This is a genomic window from Streptomyces sp. NBC_01723 (assembly GCF_036246005.1).
Lineage (GTDB): Bacteria > Actinomycetota > Actinomycetes > Streptomycetales > Streptomycetaceae > Streptomyces.
Window position 1 is genome coordinate 8702995 of sequence record NZ_CP109171.1, and the last position, 12849, is coordinate 8715843.

The window sequence follows — 12849 nt, forward strand, 5'->3', positions numbered from 1 at the left end:
GAGGCGCTTGGAAAGGAAAGGCATGTCCGTGCTGCCCGAGGTTCGTGACCAGTCCGACTCGTACTCACTGCTGCATCTCATCCAGGGCGCGGTGATCACCCAGGCGATTTCGGTCGCGGCCCGGCTCGGCATCGCGGACGTACTGGCCGACGGCCCGCTGTCCGCCCGGGACATCGCGGCCCGGGTCGGGTCCGACACCACGGCGACCCACCGCGTCCTGCGCGCGCTCACCGGCCACGGGGTGTTCGCCGTCCGCCCGGACGGCCGGTACGAGCAGACCCCGCTGTCCGACAAGCTCCGTGAGGACGCGACGGACTCGATGCGCGGCTTCGCCCTGCTGATGAACCACCCCACGCTGTGGGAGGAGTGGGGCCACCTGATCGACACCGTGGAGACCGGCGAGGCCAACCTGCCCAAGCTGCGCGGCATGGGCGCGCTGGACTTCTTCCACGCCAACCCCGACTACGCGCGGGTGTTCTTCCAGGCGTTCGGGGGGCTCTCGGTCTCGGAGACCGCCCCGATCCTGGCCGCCTACGACTTCTCCGGGTTCGGCACCGTCGTGGACGTCATCGCCGGCCGCGGCAACCTCCTGGCGGGCATCCTCCAGCAGGCGCCCGACACCAAGGGCGTGCTGTACGACTCCGAGATCGCGACCGTGGACTCGCCGGCGCTCTTCGAGGCCGCCGGGGTCGCGGACCGGCTCACCATCGAGCACGGCGGTTACCTCGGCACGCTGCCCGCTGGCGCCGACGCCTACCTGTTCAAGCACATCATCCACGACTTCTCCGAGGCCGACGCCGTCACGGCGCTGCGCAACGCGCGCGAGGCGATCGCCCCCGGCGGCAAGCTGCTCGTCGTGGAGTACGTGGTCCCGGAGAACAACGAGAAGCACCTCGGCCACACCATCGACCTCTGGCTGATGCTGATGCTCGGCGCCCGCGAACGCACCCGCGCCCAGTACGCCGAGCTGTTCGCCCAGGCCGGCTTCGAACTCACCCGGGTCGTTCCCACCAGCGCGCCGATCTCGGTCATCGAGGGCATCCCGGTCTGAGGCCGCCGCGAGCATCCGACCCATCCACGCATACCGCACAGGAGAAGACCCGATGACCCCACGGACGGAAAACCCCTCCCTGGTCGTTCCCGGCGCCCTGCAGCCCCTGCTCGACCTGACCGAGGTCATCGGCAGGGTCGGCGTGCCGCAGACCACCCTCGACCTGGTCCGGCTGCGCGTCAGCGAGATCAACGGCCGCACCTACACCTTCCCCGACGGCCCGGAGCACGCGGCGGCGGACGAGCGCCTGCCGCGGGTGGCCGGCTGGCGCACCGAGACCTGCTTCGAGGACGCCGAACGCGCCGCGCTGGAGATGGCCGAGGCCGTCACCCTGATGACCGACCCGCAGGACATGGCCTCCGACGAGATCTGGGAGAAGTCCGCCCAGTACTACACCGACGAGCAGCTCGGAGCGCTGGTCATGCACATCGGCCTGGTCAACTTCTGGAACCGGGTGAACGTCGCCACCCGCCAGGAAGCCGCGGCCTGGCGCTGAGACAAGGGAGAGAGCACTGTGCTCAAGCTCATCAACGCCGGCCTGGGCAGGACCGGCACGACCTCACTGAAGGTGGCCCTGGACCGGCTCGGTCTCGGCCCCTGCTTCCACATGTTCGACATCGTCGGCGACACCGACCGGCTGCGGCAGTGGGAACGCATCGTCTGCGACGGCGACAGGCCCGACTGGGCCGCCGTCTTCGACGGCTACGGCTCCGCGGTCGACGGCCCCTGCGCCGTCCACTACCGGCCCATCAGCCAGGCGTTCCCCGACGCCAAGGTGGTCCTGACGGTCCGTGACCCCGACAGCTGGTACCGCAGCACCCACGACACCCTCTACCAGTTCGCCCTGCGCAGCACGGCGAACCCGCCCGAGCCCGGCAGCCCGCAGGCACGCCTGTTCCGCATCACCAACACCATGGTCTGGGACGGACTGTTCGGCGGCCGCTTCGCCGACAAAGACCACGCCGTCGACGTCTACCACCGGCACAACGAGGAGGTCGTACGCACCCTGGGCGCGGACAACGTCCTCGTCTACGACGTGCGCCAGGGCTGGGAGCCGCTGTGCGACTTCCTGGGCGTCGACACCCCGCGCGAGGCGTTCCCGCGGACCAACGACACCGCCTCCATGCGGCAGCGGATCGCCCGGGCGGCCGGCGCCGCCGCGGCGCCGGCCGCCGGCTGACGGGACGAGGAGCCACCGGTGCTGATAACGGAAATGACGGTCCCCGGCGCCTACCGCGTCGAACCCGAGCCCCTGAGCGACCGGCGGGGCCACTTCTTCGAATCCGTGCGGGCCGACCTGCTGCTGGCCCAGACCGGCTGGCAGTTCACGGTCCGCCAGGTCAACTACTCCGTCTCCCACCGCAACACCCTGCGCGGCATCCACGGAACCACCCTCCCGCCCGGACAGGCGAAGTTCGTCACCTGCGTGCGCGGCAGCGCCCTGGACATCGCCGTCGACCTCAGGGTGGGCTCACCGACGTTCGGCCACTACGACGTCACCCACCAGAGCCCGCAGACCGGGACGGCCGTCTACCTGCCCGACGGCGTCGGCCACGCCTTCCTCGCCCTGAGCGACGACACCTGCATGAGCTACCTGTGCTCCCAGGAGTACGTGCCGGGATCGATGATCGACATCGACGCGCTCGACCCGGCACTCGCCCTGCCCTGGAACCTCACCGCACCGCCCATCCGCTCGGACAAGGACGCCGCGGCACCCACCCTCGCCCAGGCGGCCGCGGCCGGCCTGCTGCCCACCTGGCAGCAGTGCCCGCCGCGCCCGCCCGCCGCGGCACGGGCCGGACAGTAGCGGGACACACCACGGCGGCCGGCCCCTCGGGGGCCGGCCGCCGCGGTGGGCTCACCGGACCCCGCTCACCCGGCCGCCCCGACCAGGGCGCGGGCGCGGATACAGGCCATCAGCCGCGCCTGCCGCACCAGATCACCGTGGTGCACCGCCCGCGCCGCCGGATCGGCCACCGCCGCGTGAAACGCGGTGAACACACCGACGAACTGGTCCGAGGCCGCGGCCAGGATCCGCGTCTGACGGTCCTTCTGCTCCAGACGCAGCACCGGACGGGCACCGACCGAGGGCGTGAACGCCCACTCCAGCACCAGCCGCCCCTCACTGCCCCACAGGTCGTACGTCGAGCGGTAGCCGTGGGACAGACCGAACGAGCAGTGCGCACTGACCCCGTCGTCGTCACCCAGCAGCGCTACCCCGGACACGTCCACGCCCAGCTGCGCGTCGAACCGCAACGCGGCCCCCAGCACCCGCGCCGACGCACCGAGATACTCCTGCGCCGCCCGCACCGGATAGCAGCCCACCTCCCACAGCGCCCCGCCCCCCAGCTCCGCCTGGTACTTGATCTGGCCGGGATCGGTCGGCGGGATCCCGAACGACCCGTTGAAGGACCGCAGTTCACCGATGGCCCCGCCGTCCACCAGGGCCCGCGCCTGCGCGTGCTGGGGATGCCGCAGGAACGCGAAGTTCTCCATCACGGCCAGCCCGCGCTCCTCGGCGAGCGCGACCAGGTCCCGGGCGCTGTCCTCGTCGGGCACGGCGGGCTTTTCCAGCAGCACGTGCTTGCCCGCCTCGAGCGCCCGCCGCGCCCACTTGGCGTGCTCGCTGTTCGGCAGCGGGATGTAGACCGCGTCGACACCGGGCGCCTCCAGCAGCCGCTCGTACCCCTCGACGGCCGCGCAGCCGGCGCCACCCGCGACACCCTCAGCCTTCTCACGGGAACGGCTCGCGACGGCCGCCAGACGGAACGGGGAGCGGCCGATCGCCGGCAGCGCCCGGCGCACCGCGATGTCGGCGCACCCCATGATGCCGATACCGGCCCTCGACCCGGATTCGAGAAAGGGCGTCAGATCTTCGATTTCCACAGGCCCACCTAAACGACGTCAGTAAATACGAATGCCTGAACCGGTATGCCGCCAGCCTGAGTACGCGGGCCCGTGCCTGTCAACAACACCGAATGCGAAGGCACCGCCGCGGGGAAAACTTCCGGGCGGACACCGGCCCCCGATAAAGTGCGTGGCACGCCTAATTGGGCACGAAGTCACTGAGGAGGCGCCACGGTGAAGGGCATCATCCTGGCCGGCGGCAATGGCACGAGACTCCATCCGATCACCCTCGGAGTTTCGAAGCAAATGCTCCCGGTCTACGACAAGCCGATGATTTACTACCCGCTGTCGGCCCTGATGCTGGCGGGGATCACCGAAATAGAGATCATCACCACGCCCGAGGACTCGGACATGTTCCGGCGGCTGCTGGGCGACGGCTCCTGGCTGGGCATCACCCTGACCTACGCCGAGCAGGACAAACCCCGCGGCCTCGCCGACGCGTTCCTGGTCTGCGCGGACCACATCGGCGACGACTCCGTGGCCCTGGTCCTGGGCGACAACATCTTCCACGGCTACGAGTTCGGGCCCATGCTCCAGCGCGCCGCACAGGACCTCACGGGCTGCGTCCTGTTCGGCTACCCGGTCCGCGACCCCGAGCGCTACGGCGTGGGCACCCTCGACGAACAGGGCCGGCTCGTCGCCCTGGAGGAGAAGCCCGCCGACCCGCAGACCAACATGGCCATCACCGGCCTCTACCTCTACGACAACCAGGTCGTCGACATCGCCCGCCGCCTGCGCCCCTCGGAACGCGGCGAACTGGAGATCACCGACCTCAACCGCGTCTACCTCGAACGCGGCCAGGCCCGGCTGGTGCCGCTGGGGCGCGGGTTCGTCTGGCTCGACACCGGAACCCACGACGCGCTCATGGAGGCCGGGGACTACGTCCAGGTCCTGGAACACCGCCAGGGCGTACGCATCGCCTGCCTCGAGGAGATCGCCTACCGCATGGGCTACATCGACCAGGAGTCCTGCTACCGGCTCGGCAGCCGCCTCGCGAACTCCTCCTACGGCCGCTACGTCATGGAAATGGCCCAGGCCGGCTGACTCCGCCCCGCCCGCGCGGTCCGCGCACCCGACCCGACCACGAAAAGAAGTGCGACAGCCATGAAAATACTGTTCACCGTCGGGGGCAGCCAGGCGGCCGTCTTCGGCGTCGCCCCGCTCGCCGCCGCCGCCCGCAACGCCGGCCACGAGATCCTGCTGGCCGCCGACGAACCACTGATGGCGGCCGCCCAGTCCGTCGCCCTGCCCGCGGTCTGCATCACGCCCGACCGCATGCGCTACGGCCAGGACGCCATGACGGCCACCGACCGCATCGACGCCCTGCTGGAGGTGACCCGGCAGTGGACCCCGGACCTGGTCGTCGGCGGCCTCTCCCACGTCCCCCGCCTCCTCGCCGCCCGCCTCAAGGTCCCCTTCGTCCGGCACATCTGGTACATCGCCCCGATGGCCCGCCGGGACCGCACCGCCATCGCCGAACTCCAGCCGCAGCTGCAGCGCCTCGGACTGACCGGCCTGCCCGAGCCCGACCTCTTCGTCGACCTGTGCCCGCCCGCCCTGCGCCCGCCGGGCGCCTCCGCGGCCCGGTCGATGCGCTGGGTGCCCCGGGTCAGCCAGCGCCGCGTCGAGCCGTGGATGTACACCCGCCCCGCCGGCCGGCGCCGGGTGCTGATCACCGCCGGCACCCGCAACCTGATGCTCGACACCCCCGGCAGCTCGCTGCGCCGCCTGGTGGACTCCCTGACCGGGGCGGGTGCCGAGGTGCTGATCGCCGCCCTGCCCGAGGCCGCCGAACGCTACGGCGCCGAACTCGGCGGCGTACGCATCGGCTGGATCCCCCTGGACGTCGTCGCCCCCACCTGCGACCTGGCCGTCCACCACGGCGGCGCCACCACCGCCATGACACTGATCCACGCCGGCGTGCCCCAGCTGATCGTCCCCGACAACGGCTACGGCAAGGCCGTCGCCCAGGCCGTCAGCGGCTACGGCGCCGCCGTGATGGTCGACCGCGACCGGCCCCAGGACGGGCAGGACCTGGACGAGGTGACCGTCACGGCCTGCCGGGAGATCCTCGCCGACCCGACGTACGCCGAGCGGACCCGTACCCTCGCCGCCCACAGCGCCGCGCTGCCCACCCCGGACGAGGTGCTGCGCGAGATCGAGGCCCTGGCCGCCCGCTGAGCGGGAGCCCGCACCACGCGCCCGCGCCCCGGGACCGGCGGAGAACCCTCCGCGGTCCCGGGGCGCGGGCGCGTGCCGGCCGTGAACGTGGCCGGCCCTCAGACCAGCGCCTCCAGCCTGGGCACGATCTCGGCGGGCGTGGGCAGCGTCGAGATCTCCTTGGCGAGGAACTGCGTGCGCTCCGTGTAGCCGGGGTTCTCCAGCAGCTCCCGGCAGGCCGCGGCGATCACTTCGCCCGGCTCCTTGTCCGGCTCCTGGGCCTGCGGCCACAGCGTCCTGCCGGCACCGAAGCCGGTGATGGCCTTGGCGATGGCCTCCCGGTGGTAGTTCGGCGGGAACTCCGGCGGGTTCTCCGGGATGACCAGCTGCGGCACCCCGTTGGCCATCAGCGTCGTCGCGGTGGTCGCACCGCCGTGATGGACCGCCAGGTCACAGGTGGCGGCGGTGACGTCGATGGGGATCCAGCCCACGCGCGCGTCACCCAGCTGGTCGCCGAACCGCCCCACCGCGCCGGGGTTCGCCGCGATCAGCGTCTCGGCACCCAGCTTGTCCAGCTCCTTGACCAGCAGCGGCATCGACCAGCCCGGGTCGCGGAACATCAGACTGCGGAAACCGGAGGTGATCACCACCCGCTTGCGGCCGCCCTCGGGGCGGGTGTACATCCAGCGCTCCAGCCGGCGCTGCGGGTTGCTGGGGATCCAGCGCATCGCCTGCGCCGCCGGATCGCCGGCCGGCCGCAGCGAGGGCGGCGTCGAGTCGAGCAGCAGGTCGGGCTCGAGCAGCCCGTCCACGCCCAGGCGCTCCATCTCCGGCCGCAGCTCGGCCTCGGCACCCGGGTCGATCCCGGTCAGCGGAATGCCCAGGTACTCGATGTGGCGCACGTAGGGGACCTTCAGGTGGGCGGCCAGCAGCATCGCCGCGTAGCTCTGCGAGCTGCCCACGACCACGTCCGGCCGCCAGTCCCGGGACAGTTCCAGCAGCGACTCGACGCCCGCCAGGCCCATCTTCGCGAAGCCGCGGCCCTGCCCGAGCATCTCCTCGTCGCCCAGCTCCCGGGGGAACCGCAGCCCCTTGCCCGGGTTGGTGACCCGCATGAAGTGCCGGATCGGGTCCACGGTGAAGCAGAAGGTGGGCAGACCGATGGCCTCCGCGGTCTCCACCCACGGCTCGTGGGCGGCCAGCACGACGTGGTGGCCCGCGTTGCGCGCGGCCGTCGCCAGCGGAGCGGCGGCGTAGTAGGTGGCCTGGCTGCCTGTGGTGACGAACAGGATTTTCATGGCACTCCGGATGCTTTTCGTGGGACGCGGCCAGCAGCATGTGCGAACACTGCCGATGGTCCGCAGGGCGGCCTTTCTCTGTCAAACATCGTTAATTGGCAATCCCGTTCAATCGCGGAATTCCCGCAGTTGAACAGAGTATTCTTTGGGCCTCGTTGCGCACCGTTCGGCCGCTGACCATCATGGGTCCGGTACGTGTGGCCAGGAAGCCCCAGAAACGGATACCGGAAGTCGGTGGCACATGAACAGCCTGATCTACGAAGCCCGGATGGCCCTTCGTGACGTCATGGAAGTGAACATCTACAGCCAGGGAAACGACAAGGTCTACCTGACGGTTTTCCCCGAGCTGGTCTGGGAGGGCACCGAGAAGACGCAGCCGGAAAAGGTCGTCCGCAACGTCATCGGCCGGCTCCACGACATGTCGCTGGACGTCGCGGGCGGTGAGGGCGCCGTGCGCGCCCTCCTGGACGCCGGCCCCGTGGAGATCGTCCGCAAGGCCGCCTGACCGCACCCCCGACGCTTTGCCCGCCGTGTGCCCGCGCCGACCACCGCCGCGGGCACACGCCGTGTCAGTGGTGGCCGCCCACGTGCCGGTGACCGGCCGGAGAGACCACCAGCGGACGCACCATGTGCTGCTCGTGCTCCAGCATGTGACAGTGGTGCACCCCACGGCCCACCACGGGAAAACGCACCGCCACGGTGACCATCTCACCCGGCGTCCCCTCCGGCCCGGGCACGATCCGGCCGGCCGTGCCCACCCGGACGGTGTCCTTCTCCCCGAGCTCGTGCGCCTCCAACTGCGCCGCCCCCAAAAACGCGGCCGGCCTGGCCGAACCCCGCACCACCCGGTCGAAACCGCTCACGTCGTAGTGCTCCCGGGACAGCACATGGAAGTGCGCCAGGTGAATGTGCATGGGATGCGGCGACGCGGCCAGATTCAGGTACTTCCAGATCTCCACACCGCCGTGCGCCACGGTGAACGCGTTCCCGTCGTCGTAGGCCATGGCCGTACGCCGCAGCGTGGTCACCACCCCCTCGCCGTCCCGGACCTGGACGACACCCGCCGAGGGCAGGGTGATCTGCTCCGCCTCGGCCGCCTCCACCTCCTCCATCTCCCACAGCTCGGGCACGTTCGCCGCACCCGGACCGACCAGCACCACCCACCGGGGACGCCCGCCGTGCGGCAGATCGTGATGCGTGGGCCGCTCGAAGCCGGGCGACAGGGTCCGGGGCAGCGTGAACCGCCCGCCGGATCCCCGGCCCGCGACACGGAACTGCATCACATCGGGCTCCAGCAGGTCGTCACGGACACTGGAACCACCCGGGCTCACACCGTCCATCGTGTTGACCAGCTTCACCGACCGGCCGCGCAACGCACCGAAGTCGACCAGCACGTCCACGCGTTCACCGGGGGAGAGGTTCAACGCCCCCTGAACCGGCAGCGGCCTGCCGACCAGCCCCTGATCAGTCCCGATCACCTGGAACGCGCCCGCCACGGGCGCGCCGTCCGCCAGCAGCATCAGCCGGTAGATCCGCGAGTTGGCCGTATTGACGATCCGGAACCGGTACCAGCGCGGCTGGACCTCGAGATACGGCCACACCACACCGTTGACCAGGGTGTAGGGAGCGGCATGCGCCCGCATGAGCTTCGTATTGACCATCTCCACCTTGTGCACCAGACGCCCGGCCATGGCCCCCGACCCGTCCAGATCGAAGTTGCGGTCGCTCAGCACCAGCGGCACCTCGAACCGGCCCCGCGGCAGCCCCAGGGCACGCTCCTCGGCGTTGCGGCACACGAACAGACCCGCCAGCCCCGCATACACACTGAACCGGCTCACGTGATGGGTGTGATCGTGATACCAGAGGGTCGTCGCGGCCTGGTCGTTGGGATACGCCGACAACTGCACCTCGCCCGGAGCGAGCAGGTTCTCCATCCAGCCGTCGTTGCCGCCACCGGTCAGCATGCCGTGCAGATGCACCGCCGCCCACGGCCCCAGACCGGCCACCCCGGCCACCTCCTGGCAGCCGTCCGTGCCGGGATAGTTGGACAGCGGATCCGGCATGGGGCCGCCGGGCCGCCCGAACTCCACAGCGGTGACCGGGATGTTCCCCGTCAGCGCGTTCTCCCAGGCCACCCGCAGCCGCCGGCCGCGGACCGTCTCGATCGTCGGACCCGGATAACTGCCCTCGTACGTCCACATCCGGACCGCCGGCAGCTCCGAGTGCACGGTGACGTCGGCGGTACGCATCCGCACGGTCAGCTCGTCGAACCCGCCGCGCTCACGCGGACGCAGCACCGGCGGCGTGCGCAGCGGGTCCTTGAACTTCGTCAGCAGCAGTCCGTCCGCCGACGGCTCGGCGCCCCCGGCCGGAACCGGGCCGGGCGAGGCGAAGACGGACGACGACGACACGAACGCACCCAGCCCGGCGACGGCACCACCGCGCAGCAGGGTGCGCCGGCCGACCGAGTACGGATCCGGTATTGCGGCAGACGCGGTCTCCATGCGCCGGATCGTAGGCAATGACCCCTCCAGAACCGCTCGAGGCCGACTGCACACCCCCCGGCCAGGCGCCCGCCTACACCACGGCCATCTCGCCGTCCCGCCGCACCAGCGTCGCGTAATGACCGCCCAGGGCGAGCAGTTCGTCATGGGTGCCGCGCTCGGCGACCCGCCCCCCGTCCAGGACCAGGATCTCGTCGGCGTTGCGGACGGTCGACAGCCGGTGCGCGACCGTGATCGTCGTACGGCCGGCGCTCGCCGCGTCGACGGCCTGCTGCACGGCCCGCTCGGTCTGCGTGTCCAGCGCACTGGTCGCCTCGTCCAGCACCAGCACCGGCGGATCACGCAGGATCGCCCGTGCGATGGCCAGCCGCTGCTTCTCCCCGCCGGAGAACCGGTACCCGCGCTCGCCCACCACCGTGTCGTAGCCGTCGGGCAGCGACATCAGATAGTCGTGGATGTGCGCCACCCGCGCCGCCGCGACCAGCTCCTCGTCACTCGCGTCCGGCTTGGCGAACCGCAGATTGTCCGCGACCGACGCATGGAAGAGATACGTCTCCTGGGAGACCACACCCACAGCGGCGGCAAGCGTGTCGAACGACAGGTCACGCACATCGACACCATCGATCGTCACCACGCCCGACGTCGCGTCGTACAGCCGCGGAATGAGGTAACTCAGCGTCGTCTTGCCCGACCCGGTCTCCCCGACGACGGCGAGACTGCGCCCCGCGCCCACCGTCACATCGACACCCTCCAGCGTCGCCCGCTCGGCCCCCGCATAGCGGAAACCGACCCCGCGCAACTGCACCTCGCCCCGCAGACTCGCCGGCACCACCGGCCGCTCCGGCTCGGCCACGTCCACGGGCAGGTCGAGATACTCGAAGATCCGGCCGAACAACTCCAGGGAACTCTGAATGTCCAGACCGATCGTCAGCAGCCGCTGCGCCGGCCGGAACAGGATCTGCTGGAGCGTGGCGAACGCGACCAGCGCACCGATGGAGACGGACATGTGGCCGCCGCCGGCACTCAGCCCCGCCACCCAGTAGATCACCGCCGGCATGGCCGCCATCACGATCCAGATCGTGGACTGATACCACAGGCCCGCCGTGCTGGCCCGCACCTCGATGTCGGTCAGCTTGCGCGACTGCCCCGCGAACGCGTCACTGAGCGAACGCGAACGGCCCATGGTGTGACCGAGCATGATCCCGCTGACCGACAGCGACTCCTGGACGTTCGACGACAGGTCGGCGAACTGACGCTGCCGCGCACGGGTCAGGACCCGCAGCTCGTCCCCGACATGACGGCTCACCCACACGAAACCCGGCAGCACGAACAGCGAGGCGAGGGTGAGCCGCCAGTCGAGCAGCGCCATCGCGGTGACCGTCGTGAGCACCGTGGTCACGTCCGACACCAGCGCCGTCGCCGTCGTCGTCACCGTCACCTGCATCCCGCCGATGTCGTTGGCGATCCGCGACTGCACCTCACCGGTACGGGTCCGGGTGAAGAAGGCCAGCGACATGCGCTGCAGATGGGAGTAGACGGCGGTCCGCAGATCGTGCATGACGAGCTGGCCGACCTTCGCGGACAGATAGGTCTGCCACACGTTGAACGAGCTGTTCGCGACCGCGACGACGACCATGCCCAGCGCGAGCACGGACAGCAGCCCCGTCCTGCCCTGCGGCAGCGCCACATCGATGATCTCGCGGATCAGGAACGGATTGACGAGAGAGACCAGCGACGAAGCCACCACCAGCACCCCGACGAACAGCAGGCTCCTGCGGTAGGGACGGAACAGCTTGAGAATGCGCCGCTTGGGCACAGGAACATGAGCAGCGGCCGGCCCGGTGCGCCTCACCTGGGTCTCCTTCTTCGTCGGCTTGTCCTCGGGCGGAACGTCTGGCAGGCCGCACACCGCGGCCACCTCTCACAGGTCCTTGACCGGCGCCGTCCACCGCACGAACTCCTCCTGCGACAGAGGCGGCAGACACGGCTGCTCGACGAGCGGCAACGCGTACCCGGACCACGGACGGGGCGGCAGCGCCCCGAACCATCCGAACCCCATCCACATGACGCCCTCGCCGAAACCGCGGCCCAGCGCCCTCATGGCCCTGGCCGGTGCCTGCCGTGCCCGCATGACGGTCTCCGTTTCGCCGGCCCACCCCGTTCACCGCCACCCTGACCCAAGCGCCTCAACAACCGGCGGGCGATCCGTCGACTCCGGCTGGAGGCCCGGCCGAGCCCCTCAGCCGCTGCCCGCAGCGGCCGGCCGGGAAGCCCGGGGCACGGCGAGCGCCTCCCGCACCGCGCCGGCGGCCTCGGCGGCCTGCGCCCGGATCTCCGCAGCGGCGGTGGTCTCCAGCAGGTTCCCCCGCCGCAGGGCCCCGATCGTCCACAGCCGCACACCCCGCACACCCGCCGCGGGCACCAGCCGCCCCTCCTCCCCGGTGCCGAGACCGACACCGGCCGGACCGGGCCGGGCCTGACCCTGCTCCAGCAGGCAGCGCACCAGGGGACCGCCGGTGCCGCGCAGGTCCATGCGCGCCCCGGTGCATGCGACGACCGCACCGACCCGCAGCCGCCTGCCGTCGCTTACTGGAGTTCGCTCAAGCGTTCGGTCGCGCGGGTGCGTCCGGCGACGATGATGGTGCCGTCTGCTTCCACGACGGTTTCGGCGGTGGCGTGAGTGAAGCCTTCGCCGGGGAGTTTGATGGCGACGACCGTGATGCCGTAACGGGTGCGGACGGCGCTGTTGGACAGGAGGAGGCCGATGATGTCGGCCGGAGGGTTGGTCTTGACCATGGCGAAGTCGTCCTCGAACTCGATGTAGTCCAGCTTCCGGCCTCGTACGAGGTGGGTGACGCGCTGGCCCATGTCGTGCTCTGGGTAGACGACGTGGTGGACGCCGGCTCTGTGCCACCGACGACCAGATGAG

At 70.8% G+C, this 12849-nt stretch carries 14 protein-coding genes; 7 read left to right on the forward strand and 7 right to left on the reverse strand.

The window, feature by feature from the left end:
- Nucleotides 1–22 precede the first annotated feature (22 nt).
- The 4 genes from OIE75_RS40455 to OIE75_RS40470 are packed head-to-tail and all read left to right on the forward strand — an operon-like array spanning nt 23 to nt 2858.
- Complete coding sequence (locus OIE75_RS40455; protein WP_307017550.1) at nt 23–1051, forward strand: methyltransferase; 1029 nt, start codon at nt 23–25, stop codon at nt 1049–1051.
- 52 nt (nt 1052–1103) lie between these two features.
- Nucleotides 1104–1547: a carboxymuconolactone decarboxylase family protein gene (locus tag OIE75_RS40460; RefSeq protein WP_307017552.1), complete on the forward strand. Its 444-nt coding sequence runs from the start codon at nt 1104–1106 to the stop codon at nt 1545–1547.
- 18 nt (nt 1548–1565) lie between these two features.
- Nucleotides 1566–2231 (forward strand): sulfotransferase family protein, encoded by a 666-nt coding sequence (locus OIE75_RS40465; protein ID WP_307017554.1) that lies wholly within the window; start codon nt 1566–1568, stop codon nt 2229–2231.
- Nucleotides 2232–2249: 18 nt separating this feature from the next.
- Entirely contained in the window at nt 2250–2858 is a 609-nt protein-coding gene (locus OIE75_RS40470; protein WP_307017556.1) for a dTDP-4-dehydrorhamnose 3,5-epimerase family protein, read from the forward strand.
- Between the two features lie 65 nt (nt 2859–2923).
- Here the strand turns inward: OIE75_RS40470 and OIE75_RS40475 are convergent, their stop codons facing one another.
- A complete protein-coding gene (locus OIE75_RS40475) occupies nt 2924–3937 on the reverse strand; it encodes a Gfo/Idh/MocA family protein (protein ID WP_307017558.1) in 1014 nt (337 codons plus the stop codon).
- Nucleotides 3938–4132: 195 nt separating this feature from the next.
- Here OIE75_RS40475 and rfbA point away from each other — a divergent pair, with 195 nt between their 5' ends.
- A complete protein-coding gene (gene rfbA / locus OIE75_RS40480) occupies nt 4133–5002 on the forward strand; it encodes a glucose-1-phosphate thymidylyltransferase RfbA (RefSeq protein WP_307017560.1) in 870 nt (289 codons plus the stop codon).
- A gap of 60 nt (nt 5003–5062) precedes the next feature.
- Nucleotides 5063–6139: a glycosyltransferase gene (locus OIE75_RS40485; protein ID WP_329468912.1), complete on the forward strand. Its 1077-nt coding sequence runs from the start codon at nt 5063–5065 to the stop codon at nt 6137–6139.
- Between the two features lie 98 nt (nt 6140–6237).
- Here the strand turns inward: OIE75_RS40485 and OIE75_RS40490 are convergent, their stop codons facing one another.
- The gene (locus tag OIE75_RS40490; protein WP_329468911.1) at nt 6238–7416 is read right to left on the reverse strand and encodes a glycosyltransferase; all 1179 of its coding nucleotides are present in this window, start codon (nt 7414–7416) and stop codon (nt 6238–6240) included.
- Between the two features lie 241 nt (nt 7417–7657).
- On the opposite strand from OIE75_RS40490, the gene OIE75_RS40495 reads away from it, so the two are divergent.
- A complete protein-coding gene (locus OIE75_RS40495) occupies nt 7658–7921 on the forward strand; it encodes a hypothetical protein (protein ID WP_329468910.1) in 264 nt (87 codons plus the stop codon).
- Nucleotides 7922–7985: 64 nt separating this feature from the next.
- On the opposite strand, the gene OIE75_RS40500 is transcribed toward OIE75_RS40495, so the two are convergent.
- From OIE75_RS40500 to OIE75_RS40520, 5 genes are all read right to left on the reverse strand, one after another.
- The gene (locus tag OIE75_RS40500) at nt 7986–9920 is read right to left on the reverse strand and encodes a multicopper oxidase family protein (protein ID WP_329468909.1); all 1935 of its coding nucleotides are present in this window, start codon (nt 9918–9920) and stop codon (nt 7986–7988) included.
- A 73-nt stretch (nt 9921–9993) separates the two neighbouring features.
- Nucleotides 9994–11772, reverse strand: a complete 1779-nt coding sequence (locus OIE75_RS40505) for an ABC transporter ATP-binding protein (RefSeq protein ID WP_329473906.1) — start codon at nt 11770–11772, stop codon at nt 9994–9996.
- Between the two features lie 69 nt (nt 11773–11841).
- On the reverse strand, nt 11842–12051 hold the full coding sequence (locus tag OIE75_RS40510; RefSeq protein WP_307017575.1) for a hypothetical protein: 210 nt from the start codon (nt 12049–12051) through the stop codon (nt 11842–11844).
- 108 nt (nt 12052–12159) lie between these two features.
- The gene (locus tag OIE75_RS40515; RefSeq protein ID WP_329468906.1) at nt 12160–12453 is read right to left on the reverse strand and encodes a hypothetical protein; all 294 of its coding nucleotides are present in this window, start codon (nt 12451–12453) and stop codon (nt 12160–12162) included.
- A 53-nt stretch (nt 12454–12506) separates the two neighbouring features.
- Nucleotides 12507–12788 carry a TrkA C-terminal domain-containing protein gene (locus OIE75_RS40520; RefSeq protein WP_329468905.1) on the reverse strand — a complete coding sequence of 94 codons (282 nt, stop codon included), beginning with the start codon at nt 12786–12788 and terminating at the stop codon, nt 12507–12509.
- Between the last annotated feature and the right edge of the window lie 61 nt (nt 12789–12849).